This is a genomic window from Sphingobium sp. MP9-4, from assembly GCF_005281675.1.
GTDB lineage: Bacteria > Pseudomonadota > Alphaproteobacteria > Sphingomonadales > Sphingomonadaceae > Sphingobium > Sphingobium yanoikuyae.
On the sequence record NZ_LUFI01000058.1, the window covers coordinates 20,152 to 37,504 of the forward strand.

Genomic DNA, 17,353 nt, shown 5'->3' on the forward strand with positions numbered 1-17,353 from the left:
CGGCTTCCGCTGGCGCCCGATAGCGGCTACGGAAAGCCATGCTGCCGCCGACCCCGACGATCGCCACCCATATCGGACCCGTGCTGGAGGCGTTGAGCCTGATCGGCACCTTCGTCTTCGGGGCTTCCGGCGCATTGGCTGCCGCGCGCCTGCGCCAGACATTGGTGACCTTTGCCTTCTTCGCCCTGCTGACCGGGGTGGGCGGCGGCACGGTGCGCGACCTGCTGATCGATGCGCCGGTCTTCTGGATCCATGATCCGGCGCCGTCGATTGTCTGCATGGCTGCCGCCATTACCGTCTGGATCACGCCGCGCCGCTGGTGGAGCGACCATGCGCTCGACTGGCTCGATGCGATCGGGCTGGCTGCCTTCGCGGTCTTTGGCGCGGCCAAGGCAATGAGCTTTGGCGTGCCGCCCTTTGTCGCGGGGATGATGGGCGTGGTCACAGGCTGTGTTGGCGGGATCATGCGCGACACGCTGGCGGGCGAGCCGTCGATCCTGCTGCGCCCCGAACTTTATGTCACAGCCGCAGCGTTCGCCTCCGGCCTGTTCGTGCTGTTGCGGCTGGCCGGGCTGGATGTGCCGGTCGCCGGCGTGATCGCGGCGCTGCTGGGATTTGGCCTGCGGGCGCTGGCAATCCGGCGCGGGCTGGGGTTGCCCGCCTATAAGGAGGCGGGCGAGTGATCGGCCTGCTTCGGGACCGTCACTTCCCGTTTCGATATTCCAGCGCCGGCCCCTTGTCGCCCAGCAGCGAGCGATAGACGAAATCCTTGCCGCGCCGGCGATCCAGTTCGGCCTTGGCCTCCGCCAGCGTGTCCGGGCTCTGGAACAGTTGCGCGGCGGTCAGCGCCATCGCCTTGGCGGCGACGACCGCGCCCTTGGTGCCGACGCTGGTGCCGCTGGCCGCGACTGCCTGCCAACTGTGCGGCGGGGTGCCGGGTGCCCAGGTGGCCGCGACCATGCCGACCGTCGGCGTCGTGTAGCTGACGTCGCCGACATCGGTGGAGGCGGGGGTCAGGCCGCCGCTGCTATAGGCTTCGACGCTGCCGTCGCCCATGCGCGTGCCCTTGGGGAAGCTCGACTGGATCTGGGTGATGAAGGCCTGCTCCTGCGCATTGTAGCTGGGCAGGGTCACCTGTTTCAGATTGTCATACATGACATGGCCCAGCGTGTCGTTGGGCAGCAGGTCGAAGGTGCCGCCGACCTGGTTGAACTCGACCGTGGTGCCGGTGCCCATGGCCGCGCCCTCGGCCGCCTTCTTCACCCGGTCCATGATGTCGGCGACCACCTGCTGGTTGGGGTGGCGGACATAATAATAGACCTCGGCCGTGTCTGGCACGACATTGGGCGCCTTGCCGCCATCGGTGATGACATAATGGATGCGGGTTTCCTGCGGCACATGTTCGCGCATCATGTTGACCATCGCGTCCATCGCCTCGACCCCGTCGAGCGCGGAGCGGCCGCGTTCGGGCGCGGCGGCGGCATGGGCAGCGGTGCCGTGGAAGCGGAACTTGCCGCTGATATTGGCGAGTGCCGTGTTCTGCGACGCGCTGTTGCTGTCGGCGGCATGCCAGTGGATCATCGCCGACACATCCTTGGTGAGGCCGGCGCGGACGATGAAGACCTTGCCCGATCCGCCTTCCTCCGCCGGGGTGCCATAGAGGCGCAGTTCGCCTTTGATCTTGTGCGCGACCATCCAGTCCTTGGTGGCGATGGCGGCCGCGACCGAGGCGGCGCCGAACAGATTATGGCCGCAGCCATGGCCGGCGATGCCCTCGATCGGCTTGCGCACCGGCTCGGCGGCCTGCGGCAGGCCGGGCAGCGCGTCATATTCGGCGAGCAGGCCGATGACCGGGCCGTCGCCGGTCCTGAAGCGGGCGACGAAGGCGGTCGGCATGCCGGCGATCCCGGCCTCGACCGTGAAGCCGGCGGCCTTTAGCTGCTGCTGCAACAGGGCCGAACTCTTGGTCTCCTGAAAGCCGATTTCGGCATAGTTCCAGATCTGCAGCGCGTTCTTGGCCAGCGCGTCGGCGCCGCGATCGACATCCGCCATGATCGCCATCTTGTCGCCATCGGCCAGCGGCCCGGCCAGGGCGGGCGCCGATGCGCCGAGCGCGAGGAAGGCGAGGAAGGAGCGGGCGAAGCGTGACATGGATGTATCCCCTGGCTGCATGAAGCGGGGCGGTCCGCACCATCCCCACTGGTGAAACGGCTTATCGATCAGGGCGATGGATACCACCATCACAAAAGTGAAATTTTTGATGGGGGAAATTTTCGGGCCTGCGTCTCCGACAATGAGAGGGTTTCCGGCCACGCAGCCGGACGAGGGGACAACCTCAAAAGATCAGAGCCCATCCGAAGGGATCGGATGGCGGGAGCCAGGGGAAGACATATGGGTGTGTATCGGAACAAGGGAGCCTGCGCGGCGAGCCTGATCGCCATGGGATGGGCCATGACCGCAGGCAGCGCATTGGCGCAGGACGCCGCCCCGGCGGCGGATGCGGCGGACGGCATCGTCGTCGTCGGCTCGCAGATCAAGGGCGCCAAGATCAACGAGGCGCTGCCGGTCACGGTGGTATCGACCGACGAAATCAAGAGCGCGGCTGCCGTGTCGGGCGATGAACTGTTCCGTTCGATCCCGCAATTTGGCGACGTCCAGTTCAACAGCCAATATCTGCCCGGCAGCTCCAACGGCGCGCGCGGCGACGTCGGCTCGCTCGACCTGCGCAGCCTGGGCATCGGCAACACGCTGGTGCTGCTGAACGGCCGCCGTGTTGTGGCCCACCCGACCAGCCAGGCGAACGACCAGCTGGTGCCGGTGCTGAGCTACAACACCAATGCCATCCCGGTGAACGGGCTGGAGCGGCTGGAAGTGCTGCGCGACGGCGCGGCCGCCATTTACGGCGCGGACGCGGTGGCGGGCGTGGTCAACACCGTGCTCAAGACCGACTATCAGGGCGCCGAACTGTCGCTGCAATATGGCGGCGCGGAAGGCACCGGCCTGCGCGAGTTCAACGCCAATGGCGTGATCGGCACCAACTTCGCCGAAAATCGCGGCAACATCACCCTTTTCGGCAGCTATGATCATGGCACCGGCCTGGATTCGACCGAGCAATATTATACCGAATCCTCCGACCGCCGTGGCCTGTTCGAAGGCACCGCGTTCGAAGGTTCGACCTCGCTTGACGGCCGGTCGACCACCACGCCCTTCGCCAACCTGCGCACCTATGGCAATGTGCCCGTCACCATCAATGGCACGTCCCTGACCAACGCATCGGGCCAGTTCCACCTGCAGCCGACCAGCAGTACGGGCTGCGTCGCCGCGATCGGCAATGATCGCTGCATCCAGAATGGTGCGATGGCGACGGCGGGCGCGGACCGCGACCTGCGTTATGACTCGCTGGCGCAGGGCACGTCGATCATGCCGCGCCTCAACCGCCTAAACCTGTTCATGACCGGCCATTATGACATCAGCGACGATGTCACCTTCTTCGCCGAAGCCGGCTTCTATCGCAGCAAGACCAAGGCGCAGCAGAGCCCGGTCGCTACGCTCAGCTCGATCCCCATCTATGTGCCGGCGAGCAATTACTGGAACCCGCTGGGCCAGGCCGTGTTCGCCAACGGTACCGTCAATCCCAACCGCCTGGCCGGCACCAATGCCCCGGCCGAGGGTCTGCCGCTCACCATCAACAATTATCTGTTCGAGGACTTCGGTCCTATGAACGTCACCGTGACCAACCAGCAATATCGCCTGCTGGCCGGCCTGCGCGGCGAGTTCAACGGCTTCAACTGGGAAAGCGCGATCAGCTATTCCGAAGCCTGGGCCCGCGACGTCAGCGACAATATCAGCCGCACCAAGCTGCAGGAATATCTGTCGCTGTCGACCCCGGACGCCTACAACATCTTCGGCACGTCGGTGAACAGCCAGTCGACCATCGACGCGATGCGCGAGGAACTGGTCCGCTATACCAAGTCGACCCTGGCGACCTATGACTTCCGCATTTCCAAGAGCGACCTGTTCACCCTGCCGGGTGGCAATGTCGGCTTTGCGGCCGGCATCGAGGCACGGCGCGAGACCCAGCTTGACGATCGCGATCCGCGCATCGACGGCACCATCACCTACACCGATCCGCTGACCGGCGCGGTCTCGGGCGACTTCGTCAACTCCGCGCTCAACAACGACACCAGCGGCCATCGCGAAGTGTTCGGCGCCTATGCGGAATTTGCCGTGCCGCTGGTTTCGCCGGAAATGGACATTCCGCTGGTGCGCAGCCTGGATCTCCAGCTGGCCGGCCGTTACGAACATTATAGCGATTTCGGCGATGTCGCCGTGCCCAAGATCGCCGGTGCCTGGGAAGTGGTGCGCGGCATCCGCTTCCGTGGTTCCTGGGCCAAGTCGTTCCGCGCCCCGAACCTGGAGCAGACCAACGCGACGGTCGTGACGCGCGCGAACAGCCGCACCGACTATATCATGTGCGAGGCGGACGTCCGCGCCGGCCGCATCACCGACTTCTCGCAATGTTCGCGGGCGCAGACCACCTCGGCCCGGCGCTCGGGTAACCCGGATCTCGATCCTGAACGGGCAAAGACCCTGTCCTTCGGCGTCGTGCTGGAGCCGCCGCTGCCCGACGGCATGGGCCATCTGACCTTCACCACCGACTGGTGGCGGGTGCGCCAGACCGGCCTGGTCGGCATCTTCGGCGAAGGCAATGCGCTGATCCTCGACTATCTGCTGCGCAAGCAGGGTTCGAGCAATCCGAACGTGATCCGCGCCGCGGCGACCGCTTCGGATGTCGAAGCCTTTGCCGGCACCGGCCTGACCCCGGCGGGCGAGGTTCTCTACGTCCTCGACCAATATACCAATTTGCAGCCGCAGACGGTGAAGGGCCTGGACTTCAACCTGACCTATCGCACGCCTGAAACCAGCGTCGGCAGCTTCAACTTCGCGGTCAATGCGTCGCACTTCCTGAAATATTATCAGGAACCCTCGCCGGGCATCGCCGAACTGCTGGCGGCGCAGGACGCGGGCGACATCGACGCCGCCGTCAACATCTCGGGCGGCCGCAGCCTGCTGCAGCTCGATCGCAAGCCCAAGTGGCGCGGTTCGGCCTCGCTCACCTGGTCGCTGAACAATGTGACGGTCGGCGCCTTCGCCCAATATACCGGCAAGGTCTATGACACCGGCCTGATCGACGCCGACGGCGATTACTGGACGGTCAAGGCGACCACCACGGCGAACCTCTATGGCCAGTATCGCTTCACCGAGGGATCGCTGAGCGGCACCAGCATGCGCATCGGCGTGCGCAACCTGTTCGACAAGGCACCGCCGCTGTCGTCCAGTGGCTATCAGGGCCAGCTTTATTCGCCGCTGCGTCGCTATTGGTACTTGAACGTCAGCCACAAATTCTGATGCCTCCTGGGGCACCGGCCATCCGGCCGGTGCCCATTTTTTGCTTTCGGGACATGTTATTGATGAAATCGCTGCGCGCGCTGCCGCTTGTCGCCCTGATGATCCTGAGCGTGCCGGCCGGCACCGCGCTGGCCCAGCCCGCGCCGGCGGCAAGTCCGGCCCCGGCCAGCTTGTTCACGCTGGCGGGCGGGCAGAAGATCGTCCTGCCCAAAGCGGGCGCCAATGGCGTCATCGCCCGCTATCTCTACACCCCCTCGATCGCGGGCGGCCTGGGCGCAGCCGAGATCGGCCTGGATCGCGCGCGGCTGGGCGAGACGCAGGTGCTGCTGTTCCGCAAGGTCGGCAACAAGGTGCTGGCCGAGTTCGAGAATTACCGTTTCCGCGCGCTCAACGGGGACGCCGGCGAGGAACAGGCGGTCGCGCGCTCCTTCTCCAATTCGCCGATCTGGTCGGGTGATATTGTCAGCGAAGATGACAAGGGCATCACGGTGGACCTGTCCGGCCTGCTGATGCGCGATGCCTTTGACGTCGCCGCGCGGCTGAAGGCGACCAAGGCCGGCACTTTCAAGATTGCGCCGGCGCTGTCCTATGTCGATCCGACGCAGAGCCTGGCCTTTCCCGACAATGTCGAGTTCGAGGCGTCGCTGACCTTCACCAGCGACGAGCCGGGGCGCAGCATCGAGCGGGTGCTACCCGATGCGCGCGGGCTGACGGTGCGGGTGCATCACAGCTTCATTCGTCTGCCCGACGCCAATTTCCACACCCGCGCTCATGATCCGCGCACCGGCACGTCGGTCCAGGTCATCCGCAACAATTATGCCGCCGCGCTGGACGAGCCGATCGTCACCCGGCTGGTCCGCCGGTTCCGGCTGGAAAAGACCGATCCCAATGCCGCGCGTTCGGCCGTCAGGAAGCCGATCATCTTCTATGTCGACCGTGCCGCGCCGCAGGCGATCCGCGATGCGCTGAAGGAAGGCGCCCAATGGTGGGCGCAGGCGTTCGACGCGGCCGGCTTCGTCAATGCCTTCCGGGTGGAGGAATTACCGGTCGGCGCCAATCCGATGGACGCGCGCTACAATGTCATCGCCTGGGTCCATCGCGAGACGCGCGGCTGGTCGACGGGCACCACCATCGTCGATCCGCGCAGCGGCGAAATCGTGCGCGGCGTGGTGCAGCTGGGATCGCTGCGGGCCTGGCAGGACAAACTGATCTTCGAGGGGCTGGCCGGCGCGGCGAAGGAGGGCACCGGTGCCAGCGACGACCCGATCATGCTGGTGAAGGCGCGGCTGCGCCAGCTCGCCGTGCATGAGGTCGGCCATGCGCTGGGCCTGTCCCATAATTTCGCCGGTTCGACCTTCGAGAACCGGGCGTCGGTGATGGACTATCCCGCGCCGCGCATCGCCGTGCGGGACGGTGCGCTCGACTTTTCCGACGCCTATGCCACCGGCGTCGGCGCCTGGGACAAGTTCGCGATCGACTGGCTCTATCGCCAGTTCCCGGCCGGCACCGACGAGAAGGGCGCGCTCGACGCCATGACCCGCGCGGTCCAGGCCAAGGGCTATCGCTTTGTCGCCGATGGTGACACACGCGGCGATGGCGATGCCCAGCCCTGGGGCAATATGTGGGATGATGGCACGGATGCCGCCGCGCAACTCACCCACATCATGGATGTGCGCCGGATCGCGCTCGACCGCTTCGGCCTTGACAACCTGCCCGCCGGGGCGGCTGCCGCCGACCTGCGCCGGATGATCGTGCCGATCTATCTGTTCCACCGTTACCAGGTGACGGCCGCGTCGAAGCTGATCGGCGGGGTGGATTACAGCTATGCGGTGAAGGGCGATGGCCATGAGCAGGCGCTGCCGGTCGACGCCGCGCAGCAGCGGGCGGCGCTGCGCGCCCTGCTCGCGACACTCGATCCCGCCGCGCTCGATCTGCCCGATCGCCTGTCACCTTTGCTGTCATCGATCCAGTCGGGCATGAGCGACCGCCAGACCGACATCGAACTGCTGCCCGGCCGCACCGCCGCCGCCTTCGACTGGGCGCGCGCGGCCGAAGTGGCGGCCGACGGCAGCTTCATCGCGATGCTGGCGCCCGAGCGGCTCAATCGGCTGGTGGCGCAGGATGCCGCCGATGCCGGCCAGCTGTCGCTCGACGAATATCTGGGCGCGATCGACGATCGGGTGATGGCCGCCGGGGCAATGGGCCGGCAGGCGGAAATCGCGCGACAGGTTCGTGCCCGCTATGTCCTGCGCCTCATCAGCCTGGCCGATGACAAGCAATTGTCGTCGACCGCGATCGCGATCGTGCGGGCGCATATGGAAAGCTTGGCTGGGCGCCTCGGCAAGCGCGGCGCCGCCGCCGACGCTGCGCATAATCGCTATCTTGCCACCATGCTGACGGCCTCGCCCGAGGAGCGCGCCAAGCTGGCCGAGCCGATCGCGCCGCCGCCGCCGATCCCGCCGGGTGCGCCGATCGGCAGCGATGCAGAATGCTGGTTCTGCATGCCGGCCGTGCCGGCGACCGAAGAATAATCATTGCCTTTGAGGGGGAAGTCCCATGCGTAAATCTGTTGTCACTGCTCTGCTGGCCTCGGCCATCGCCCTGCCGATCGCGCTGCATTCCGCCGCCTCCGTCTCGGCCCCGGCCGATGGTGGCACGGTCGCCATCGTCGGCGCGACCATTTTCGACGGCACCGGCGCGGCGCCCGCGCCCGGCACCGTGCTGATCCAGGATGGCCGCATCACCGCCGTCGGCGCCGATGTGAAGGTGCCGCGCGGCGCCAGGGTCATCAACGCCAAGGGCAAGGCGCTGCTGCCCGGCTTCTTCGACGTCCATACCCATTGGACCGCCGGCGGCAGCCCCAGCACTTTCCCGCAGATCGCCAATGCCTATGTCGCGGCTGGCGTGACCACGGTGAATGATTTCAATGAAGCGCCCGAGGCGTTCGCGCCGCTGCGCGCCTGGCTGGGCCAGATGAACGCCCCCCATGTCCGCTTCGCCGCGCGGATCAGCACGCCCGGCGGCCATGGCGCCGACTGGGCCGATCAGGCGACCACCATCTGGGTCAACACGCCCGGCGCCGGCAAGGCCGCGATCGAGAGCCTGGTGCCCTATCAGCCCGATCTGGTGAAGATCTTCTCCGACGGCTGGCGCTATGGCGTGTCGCCCGACAATACCAGCATGGACGAATGGACGCTGAAGGCGACGGTCGAAGCGGCGCATGTCCAGAACTGGCCGGTGCTGACCCACACCGTCACCGTCGATCGCGGCCTGGTCGCGGCGCGGGCGGGCGTGGACTCGCTGGCCCATGGCCTGCAGGACCGGCCGATCACCGCCGAGGAAGTCGCCGCGATCAAGCAGAGCGGCATGGCGATGGCCCCGACGCTGGCGGTCTATGATCCCTATAAGCGCGGCGACGTGAAGGCGGACGATCCGCGCCTGAAGCAGACATTCCGCAAGTTCGGCTTTGCGCTGGGCAATGTGAAGGCGCTGTTCGATGCCGGCGTGCCGATCGCGCTGGGCACCGATGCGGGCATGCCGGGCACGCCGCATGGTCCGTCCACCCTGCACGAGATGGAATTGCTGGTGCAGGCCGGCCTGACGCCGAGCCAGGCGCTGGTCGCCGGCACCCAGACCAGTGCGAAGATCATGCGCATCGATGCCGATCGCGGCACCATTGCGGTCGGCAAGCGCGCCGACATCGTGCTGATCGACGGCACGCCCTGGACCAACATCAAGGATGTCTACAAGGTCTCGCAGGTGCTGATCGACGGCAAGCTGGCCTATGGCGCCGGCGCCCCGGCGCTTCCCGCCGCCAACAAGACCGACCGTCTGCCCTCGATCAGCGTGCCTGCGCTGATCGACGATTTCGAGCGCGACGATCGCCGCTCGTCGATCGACACGCTGCGCGTCGACACGCCCGATGGCGGCATCGACCGGTCGGTCGAGATCACCCAGACGGTGCCGCGCGACGAGGGCGGCAAGGCGCTGTCGCTGTCGGCGCGCATGGCGGTCAAGGAAGCGGCCTATGCCGGCTTCGCCATTCCGCTGAGCCGCGGGTCGATCACCCCGGCGAAGATCAGCGGCTATAAGGGCCTGCGCTTCGAGCTGAAGGGCGACGGCACCTATACCGTTCGCCTGAACGGCCTGGACGGCGTCTGGGAAGCGCAGGTGCAGGGCGGCGCCGGCTGGGCTGCGGTCGAGGTGCCGTTCAGCCAGTTCAAGCCGGTCGAGCGGCGCGGCAAGGTCGGCCCGGCCTTCACCGGTGACGGCATCACCCAGGTCGAGTTCGGCGGATCGCGCGGTCCGGGCAAGCGCATGTGGTTGCAGATCGACAATGTCCGCTTCTACTAAGGGCTGACGGCCTGTTCGAAAGGGGCGCGATGAAGCATCGCGCCCTTTCCCCTTTCTGCCCGCTTACGACCAGATATCTGGAGAGATTGCATGAAACCCCATTGGCTTTTCCTGTCGGGCGCGCTGTTGTTGCAGGCGGTTCCTGCTGCGGCTCAGACCACCGCCCAATCCGGCACGCCGACCCCGCCCGAGCGCTTCTTCAAGCAGCCGCCGGGGACCGACTATTATCTCGCCAACTACAGCGAATATGAGGCCTATCTCCAGAAGCTGGCGACCGAAAGCGACCGGATGAAGCTGGGTGACATCGGCAAGAGCGCGGAAGGGCGCAGCCAGTGGATGGCGATCGTCTCCTCGCCCGCGAACCTGGCCAAGCTGGACGAGTATCGCGCCATTGCCGAGAAGCTGGCCCGTGCCCATGGCGTGGACGAGGCGCAGGCGCGCACGCTGGCGGCGCAGGGCAAGGCGGTGGTCTGGATCGACGCGGGCATGCACGCGACCGAGACGGTGACGTCGCAGGGACAGATCCAGGTGCTTTACCGGATGCTGACCCAGTCGGACCCGGAAACGATGCGCATGCTGGACGACTGCATCATCCTGTTCGCGCATGACAATCCCGATGGCATGGAACTGGTCGCCAACTGGTATATGCGCTCGGCCGATCCCAAGAAGCGCGAGATGGCGACGCTGCCACGCCTCTACCAGAAATATATCGGCCACGATAATAATCGCGACAGCTTCATGGCGGCGATGCCCGAGACCGAGAATGTCAATCGGGTGCTGTTCCGCCAATGGTATCCCCAGATCGTCTATAACCAGCATCAGACCGGGCCGGAGGGCATGGTGGTGTTCGTGCCGCCGTTCCGCGATCCGTTCAATTTCAACTATGACCCGATCGTCATGGCGCAGCTCAACGAAGTCGGCTTCGCCATGCATTCGCGCCTGATTTCCGAAGGCAAGGCTGGTTCCGGCACGCGCAGCGCGGCGCCCTATTCGACCTGGCACAATGGCATGGAACGGTCGGTCGCCTATTTCCACAACAGCATCGGCCTGCTGACCGAGATCATCGGCGGGCCGACCCCGGCGAAAATCCCGCTGGTGCCGTCGACCCAGTTGCCCCGCGGTGACGAGATGATGCCGATCGGCCCGCGTGACTGGCATTTGCAGGATTCGCTCGACTATCAGTGGACGCTGGACCGCGCCGTCATCGACTATGCCTCGCGCAATCGCGAGCGGCTGTTGTTCAACATCTGGAAGATGGGCGCCAACAGCATCGAGAAGGGCAGCAAGGATAGCTGGACCATCACCCCGTCCAAGGTCGACCGGCTGGCCAATGCCAAGGCGCTGGACGAAGGGCGTGGCCCCAAGAAGGTCGATCCCGGCCTCTACAAGACGATGCTGCAGGCCCCGGCCGAGCGTGATCCGCGCGCCTATATCATCCCTGCCGACCAGCGCGACATGCCCACCGCGATCGCCTTCCTCAATGCGCTCATCAAGAATGGCGTCGAGGTGGAGCGGGCCGACGCGCCGTTCCAGGCGGGCGGGAAAAGCTATGCCGCCGGTTCCTATATCGTGCGCACCGACCAGGCCTATCGCCCGCATGTAATCGACATGTTCGAGCCGCAGGATCATCCGCACGATACGGATTTCCCCGGCGGCCCGCCCAAGGCGCCCTATGACATTACCGGCTATACGCTGGCCTATCAGATGGGGATCGGCTTCGACCGGCTGCTCGACGGGCTGGACCAGCATTTCACCCCGGTGCCCGACCTGCTGGCGCCGCCGCCCGGCCGGATCGTCGGCCAGGGCAAGGCTGGCTGGATCGTCGGCCATGAAAGCAATAACAGCTTCATCCTGACCAACCGACTGTTGAAGGCGGGCGTGCGTCCGGCCTGGCTGAAGCAGGCGATGAGCGCCGATGGCGAGGCGATGCAGACCGGCGCGATCTGGATCCCGGCATCGGCCGGCGCGCAGAAGATCATCGGTGACGCGGTGACGCAGTTGGGCCTGACCGCCCATGCGCTCGATGCCGCGCCGCAGGGTGATCGCATTGCGCTCAAACCCCTGCGCATCGGCCTGGTCGATCGTTATGGCGGCAATATCCCGACCGGCTGGACCCGCTTCCTGCTGGAGAAGTTCGAATTCCCGTTCGCGCCGGTCTATGCCAAGCGTCTGGATGCCGGCAATCTGGCGAAGGATTATGACGTGCTGCTGTTCGCCGACGGCGCACTGCCGCCGAGCGGCGCCTGGGGAACGGCCCGCGCTGGCAAGCAGCCGGACGTCAAGGATACGCCGGCCGAGTTCGTGCCGATGCTGGGCGATCTGACCGACGCCAAGACGGTGCCGGCGGTCGCGGACTTTGCCCGCAATGGCGGCGCGGTGGTGGCGATCGGCAATTCGGCCCGCTTCATCGACCTGTTTGGCACGCCGCTCAAGCCCGCGCTGGCACGGGAAGTGGAGGGGGCGATGAAGCCGCTCGACACCAAGAGCTTCTTCATCCCCGGATCGATCCTGCGCGCGCGCGTCGATAACCGCCAGCCGCTGGCCTATGGCCTGCCCGATCAGGTGGACATGTTCTTCAACCGTTCGCAGACCTTCGTGACGGCGAATGCCATCCCCTATGGCCAGGTGTCCTGGTTCGAGGGCCGCGACCTGCTGCGCAGCGGCTGGGCCGTGGGACAGGAGAAGCTGGCCGGCACGATCGCCGTCGCCGATGTCGATGTCGGCAAGGGCAAGCTGCTGGTGATGGGGCCGGAAGTGGCGCAGCGCGCCCAATCCTATGGCACGTTCAAATTCCTGTTCAACGCGCTGCTCTATGGCGCGGCCGATCGGAAATAAGGGAAAGACACGGGGCGTCGACAGGCGCCCCGTTCTTCCAGATCAGCCCCGGACGGCGCAGTCGCCGGGGATGATCTGGTCGCCGCGGGTCAGGACGATCCGGTCGGCGCTACGCGCTACATGCACCAGCCCCTGCTGCTCCAGCGCTTCGGCCAGGCCATCGGCATTGTCGATGTCGAACACGCCGCTGATGGCGATATGCGCGGCATCCTCCTTCACCTCCAGCCGGCCCGAGCCATAGCGGTTCATTTCCGCCGCGACGTCGGACAGGCAGCGGCCGGTGAAGACGATGCGCCCTTCGCGCCAGGCGCTTTCGCGGGTCACGTCGACCGGATCGACCGAAACGCTCTGATCCTTCTGCGTCAGCCGCATGCCGGCCGGCAACAGGGTGGCGCGGCTGCCATCGCGCGTCCTGGCGGTGGTGACGACGCGCACCAGCCCTTCGGTGGTCGTCACCTGTTCCCGGCCCGAAAGGCGCGACACGTCGAAGGCGGTGCCGACCGCCGTGGCCGTGAGCTTGCCGGCCGATACGCTGAAGGGGCGGCTCTTGTCCTTCTGAACGGCGAAATAGGCGCGGCCCGATTCCAGCGCGACCGCCCGCTTGTCGGCGGAGAAGGCAAAGCGGATCGCACTGTCGGCGTCCAGGATCACGCGCGAACCATCGGGCAGCTGGATATTGCGGCGGCGGCCGGCCGGGCTGAACAGGCGCGTGCCCGCAGCCTGCGCCACCTGTTCGCCGGACAGGGCGGGCGGCACGGGATGCTCGGCGGGGCGGCTGGTAAACCAGAGCGTCGCCGGCACCGCCAGCAGCGCGGTCAGCGAGGCTGCCAGCAAAGCCGCGCGCCACGGGCGGCGGCCGGCCGAGGGGGCGGAGGCTTCGGTCTGGCGCGCCTGCATCTGGGCGAGCATCGCCGCGATCGCATCATCCTGTTCCGCAGCGCCGGCGACGTCCCAGCCGCGCTCGACCGCGTCCATGGCCGCGCGATGCGCCGGGGCCGCGTCGCACCAGGCGGCGATCGCCGCCCGTTCGGCGGATGTCGCCGTGCCGGACTGCAACCGCGCCCAATGGGCGGCGGCGATGTCGAAGGGGTCGTCCCCGTCCTGGGTCATGAAGTGACCGCTATCCTATCGTGCCATGCGCCGGGCGATATGCGCGACGGCCTTGGCGACATGTTTCTCGATCGCGCTCACCGAAATGCCCAGCCTTTCCGCAATATCGCCATAGGCCAGCCCTTCGTAGCGCCGCATCAGGAAGATGTCGCGGGTCCGTTCCGGCAGCTCTTCCAGCGCGCGGACGACCTGGGCGATCTCTTCCCTTGCCTGTAAGACGCGGTCGGCGGTCCGTTCCTCAGCAGGATGATCCTTTTCCGTCAGTTCGTCATGCCCCTTGGCATGACGGACCTGATCGCGCCGCGCCTGATCGCGCAATACGCTGGACGCGGTGCGGAAGATATAGCCTTCCAGATTGTCGATGCCGTCGGGCGACTGGCGCACATGCATGCGCAGCATCACGTCCTGTATCAGGTCGTCGACGATATGGGCGTTGGCCACGCGACGGGCGAAATAGCGGCGCAGCGCCGGGATATAGGCGGAATAGTCGGTCGCCCTGTTTTCCGCCCCGCCCGGTTGCGGCAACGACGATCCTGATAGACGGTTCAACCCCGAAACCCCTTGTCCGCGCTTTCAAACCCCTTGCGGGCCGCCCCGGCGACCCGCATCACCAATGCCGGTCCCAGCTCAGCAGGATCGATCGCGGTCCTGAACTGAACGTTTGACCGACCCCATATCCGTTAGTCACCGCGCGCAAATTCGCGACGCGGTTGAAAATATTGCGCGCGCGCAGCGACAGGCTGGTCCGTTCCCGGCGCCAGCTCAGCCCCGCGCCGAACAGCGAGAAGCTCGACGTCTCGACGAAATCGGGATCGTCGCGGGTGAATGTGGACCAGGAACCCGACTGATATTGCCAGTCACCCTCGACCGTCAGTTGGCCATGGCCGCCAACCGGCCAGCTGCGCGCCAGGCTGGCCTGCAACCGGCGATGCGGCACGAAGGGGATGCTGTCGCCCTTGTCGGCGCCGCCGACCAGCGGCGCGGCGTCGGACACGCGGGTCAGGTCGGCGCGGATCAGGCTGGCCTCCAGTCGGGCGGTGAGACCCGGCAGCGGCCGGGCGACCAGTTCGAACTCGGTGCCCAGGATCATCGTATTGCCGACATTGACCAGATAGGCGTGCGAGCGATTTTCCGACAGCGCCCGATACTGCATGTCGCGCCAGTCGTTCATATAGGCGGTCAGCGTCATCTCGCTGTCGCGCCAGAGATGCAGGTTGAAGCCGAGTTCCGCGCCCCACAGGCTGTCGCCATCATAGGTGCGGCGATCGGGCAGCAATACCGAAGCCGTATTGACCCCGCCCGGCCGGATGCTGCGCGTCAGCTGGGTATGCCAGCTGGCGCCCGGCGCGATCGGCAGGTCGATATGGACGCGGGTGCTGAGCCCGCCCGAGCGGCTGACGGTGCGCGGCCAGGAGTCGATCGATCCGCTGAGCAGGTTGGGCACGACCACGTCATTCTGCGATGCGACGCGATAATCATCATAGCGCAGCCCGAGCGAAACCAGCAGGTCGTCCTCCCGATAGGAGAGCGTCCCGAACAGCGCCGCCTGGTCACGGCTGATTGCCAGCCGGCGCGCACCGAACAGTTCGCCGGTCACATCGGGGTCACCGCTGTAGGAGGAGAGTTCGCTGCGCAGCCGCTCGCTGCGATGATCGATCAGCACGCCCGCCACCCAGCCCAGCCCGTGAACATTGTCATGGCCTAGGCGCAGTTCCTGCAGGATGCGGGTCGACACGATCGGAATATGCAGCAGCGACGGCGCGAGGCCGGCGGCATAATCGGCGAATTGCTGCGTCTGCGCCGGATCGCAGGACGGACTGTCGAGCCCGAAATAGCGTTGGCAGGCTTCGGGATCCTGCCCCTGCAACAAGGTGGCGTTGGTCCGGTCATAACGCCGGTCGAGCGACCAGCGATAGGCGGCGGTGATGCTGGTCAGGCGGACCGGACCGCCGCCATAGCCGATCTTGAGCCGCCCCATCAGGAAGTCATGGGTGGTGGGCGCGGCGAAATAGCGATCGGTGCGATAGGGGCCGAGCGACTGGAACCAGGAGGAGGCATCGGCGATGCGGCGATGCTGCCAGGTGAGCAGCGCCGATATGTCGAGATCGGGCTGCGGCACGATCCGCGCGATCAGGCGCAGCCCCGATATGTCGTCGTCATTGACGTTGCGCGCGCCGGTGCGGACATTGTCGACATAGCCGCCGGCGCGGCTGGCATAGGCGGTCGCGCGCAGGGCCGCGCGCTGGCCCAGCGGAATATTGAGCGTGGAGGAAGCCGACAGGTCGGGCTCGCCGCCCTGCTGCATGCCCAGGCCCAGGCTGGCGCCGCCGCCCCATTGGCCCAGATGCGGTTCTTCCGGCGCGATCTCGATCTCGCCGGCAAGCGCGCCGACGCCATGTTCGGCGCTGCGTGCGGTGCGGGCGATGCGGACCTGCGCGACGTCGACCAGCGACAGGTCGCTGGTCGTGCGCGCGGCGTCGCTGCCGGTGCCGGACGGGCCGGCGATCGGCACATCACCGAAATAGACCAGGGTGGTCGATTCCCCCGCCATGCCGACGCCGCGCACGACCAGCGCCCGCTGCCCGGCATTGCCCGGTTCGCTGCTGATGCCGGGACTGGCTTCGACCAGGGTCGCGATCCCCGCCGCGCTGGGCCGTAGCCGCAGGTCGCCGGCAAAGCTGACCGGGTCGATGCGACGCTGCGCGGTGACGATCAGCGGGCGGGCGGGAGGCAGGGGGGATGGGGGGGCGGCGGCGGCAATGTCGGTCGTGCTGCGGACCGGGGAGGCCGGCTCGATCAGGATGACATGGGCGTCCGTCTCGCGGAAGGTCAGGCCGCTGCCCTTGAGCAGCCGGCGCAGCGCGCTCGAAAAGGGCATGGTGCCCGACAGCCGGTGCGACGTCGCCGAACCGGCAAGGGCGGATCGGAAGACGATCTGCCGCCCGGCCTGCAGGGCAAGCTGCTGGATCGCGGTTTCGAGCTTCTGAGGGGGTATGTCGAATGCCGTGTCGCCGCCGTTGCGGGCGAATGCCGGGGCGGGGATGAGGGGCAGGGCCAGGAATAGGGGCGCGCCGATTGTCGCGATCCGGCGCAGCGCATGCCGCCCCGGCCGCGCGACACCGGCTCTTCTGCACCTTCGTATCACGGACACGCCTTATTCTTCCGACCCGATGTCCAGAACGAGCGACCCCCCACTTTCCATCACGGAATATCCGGTGTCGCGACGGGAGATTGCGCAAATTGTGCAAAGATCATGAACTATCCCCAGGACGCGACGCCGGTTTCCGACGCTGCTGTCCCGTCAATGTGGAAGGAAGCGCATGACGTCGTCGTCTTTGCGGAAGCGAGGGCGATGGGATCGCGGCCGGATTGCTATCCGAAAGGGGGAGGGCGTTGAATTAAGTTATTCTGTTCCTTCTACAAGTCCGGCTCGTGGCGCAGCCTCCAGGGCATGCAGATGGGGCGTTGCGCGGTGATTTTCGGCTTTTGAGCCATTTTTTGCGAGAAAGATGTTGACCGACTCGAATGACACGCCTAGATGCCACTCCACCGACGCGGTGATGACCAACGGTTCTCGCCACGAACGGTCGCCAACATAGCAGGACAGTACGTCCCCCGATAGAGATAGCGGGGAACGATCACTGTC

At 66.4% G+C, this 17,353-nt stretch carries 10 protein-coding genes; 5 read left to right on the plus strand and 5 right to left on the minus strand.

Annotation, left to right across the window (positions count from 1 at the left end):
* Positions 1–38: 38 nt before the first annotated feature.
* Complete coding sequence (locus A0U87_RS18275) at positions 39–683, plus strand: trimeric intracellular cation channel family protein (RefSeq protein ID WP_004207533.1); 645 nt, start codon at positions 39–41, stop codon at positions 681–683.
* Between the two features lie 19 nt (positions 684–702).
* Here A0U87_RS18275 and A0U87_RS18280 read toward each other — a convergent pair whose 3' ends face one another.
* Positions 703–2,151, minus strand: a complete 1,449-nt coding sequence (locus tag A0U87_RS18280; RefSeq protein ID WP_048939380.1) for an amidohydrolase — start codon at positions 2,149–2,151, stop codon at positions 703–705.
* A 240-nt stretch (positions 2,152–2,391) separates the two neighbouring features.
* Between A0U87_RS18280 and A0U87_RS18285 the strand changes: the two genes are divergently transcribed.
* From A0U87_RS18285 to A0U87_RS18300, 4 genes are all read left to right on the plus strand, one after another.
* A complete protein-coding gene (locus A0U87_RS18285; protein WP_048939381.1) occupies positions 2,392–5,409 on the plus strand; it encodes a TonB-dependent receptor in 3,018 nt (1,005 codons plus the stop codon).
* A 62-nt stretch (positions 5,410–5,471) separates the two neighbouring features.
* Entirely contained in the window at positions 5,472–7,940 is a 2,469-nt protein-coding gene (locus A0U87_RS18290; protein WP_137405837.1) for a zinc-dependent metalloprotease, read from the plus strand.
* Between the two features lie 25 nt (positions 7,941–7,965).
* The gene (locus A0U87_RS18295; protein WP_048939383.1) at positions 7,966–9,762 is read left to right on the plus strand and encodes a CIA30 family protein; all 1,797 of its coding nucleotides are present in this window, start codon (positions 7,966–7,968) and stop codon (positions 9,760–9,762) included.
* Positions 9,763–9,852: 90 nt separating this feature from the next.
* Complete coding sequence (locus A0U87_RS18300) at positions 9,853–12,597, plus strand: M14 metallopeptidase family protein (protein ID WP_137405838.1); 2,745 nt, start codon at positions 9,853–9,855, stop codon at positions 12,595–12,597.
* A 42-nt stretch (positions 12,598–12,639) separates the two neighbouring features.
* On the opposite strand, the gene A0U87_RS18305 is transcribed toward A0U87_RS18300, so the two are convergent.
* The 4 genes from A0U87_RS18305 to A0U87_RS26470 all read right to left on the minus strand — a co-directional run.
* Positions 12,640–13,707 carry a FecR domain-containing protein gene (locus A0U87_RS18305; protein WP_048938341.1) on the minus strand — a complete coding sequence of 356 codons (1,068 nt, stop codon included), beginning with the start codon at positions 13,705–13,707 and terminating at the stop codon, positions 12,640–12,642.
* A 15-nt stretch (positions 13,708–13,722) separates the two neighbouring features.
* On the minus strand, positions 13,723–14,232 hold the full coding sequence (locus A0U87_RS18310) for an RNA polymerase sigma factor (protein ID WP_048938342.1): 510 nt from the start codon (positions 14,230–14,232) through the stop codon (positions 13,723–13,725).
* 82 nt (positions 14,233–14,314) lie between these two features.
* Positions 14,315–16,858 (minus strand): TonB-dependent receptor, encoded by a 2,544-nt coding sequence (locus A0U87_RS18315; RefSeq protein ID WP_053094342.1) that lies wholly within the window; start codon positions 16,856–16,858, stop codon positions 14,315–14,317.
* Positions 16,859–17,110: 252 nt separating this feature from the next.
* On the minus strand, positions 17,111–17,353 hold a 243-nt coding region (locus A0U87_RS26470), incomplete at its 5' end, for a hypothetical protein (protein WP_206366612.1).

Coding starts and splice junctions, on each gene's coding strand:
- A0U87_RS18300 (WP_137405838.1), top strand. CDS start 9,853: ATGAAACCCCATTGGCTTTTCCTGTCGGGCGCGCTGTTGTTGCAGGCG.
- A0U87_RS18295 (WP_048939383.1), top strand. CDS start 7,966: ATGCGTAAATCTGTTGTCACTGCTCTGCTGGCCTCGGCCATCGCCCTG.
- A0U87_RS18285 (WP_048939381.1), top strand. CDS start 2,392: ATGGGTGTGTATCGGAACAAGGGAGCCTGCGCGGCGAGCCTGATCGCC.
- A0U87_RS18280 (WP_048939380.1), bottom strand. CDS start 2,151: ATGTCACGCTTCGCCCGCTCCTTCCTCGCCTTCCTCGCGCTCGGCGCA.
- A0U87_RS18290 (WP_137405837.1), top strand. CDS start 5,472: ATGAAATCGCTGCGCGCGCTGCCGCTTGTCGCCCTGATGATCCTGAGC.
- A0U87_RS18275 (WP_004207533.1), top strand. CDS start 39: ATGCTGCCGCCGACCCCGACGATCGCCACCCATATCGGACCCGTGCTG.
- A0U87_RS18305 (WP_048938341.1), bottom strand. CDS start 13,707: ATGACCCAGGACGGGGACGACCCCTTCGACATCGCCGCCGCCCATTGG.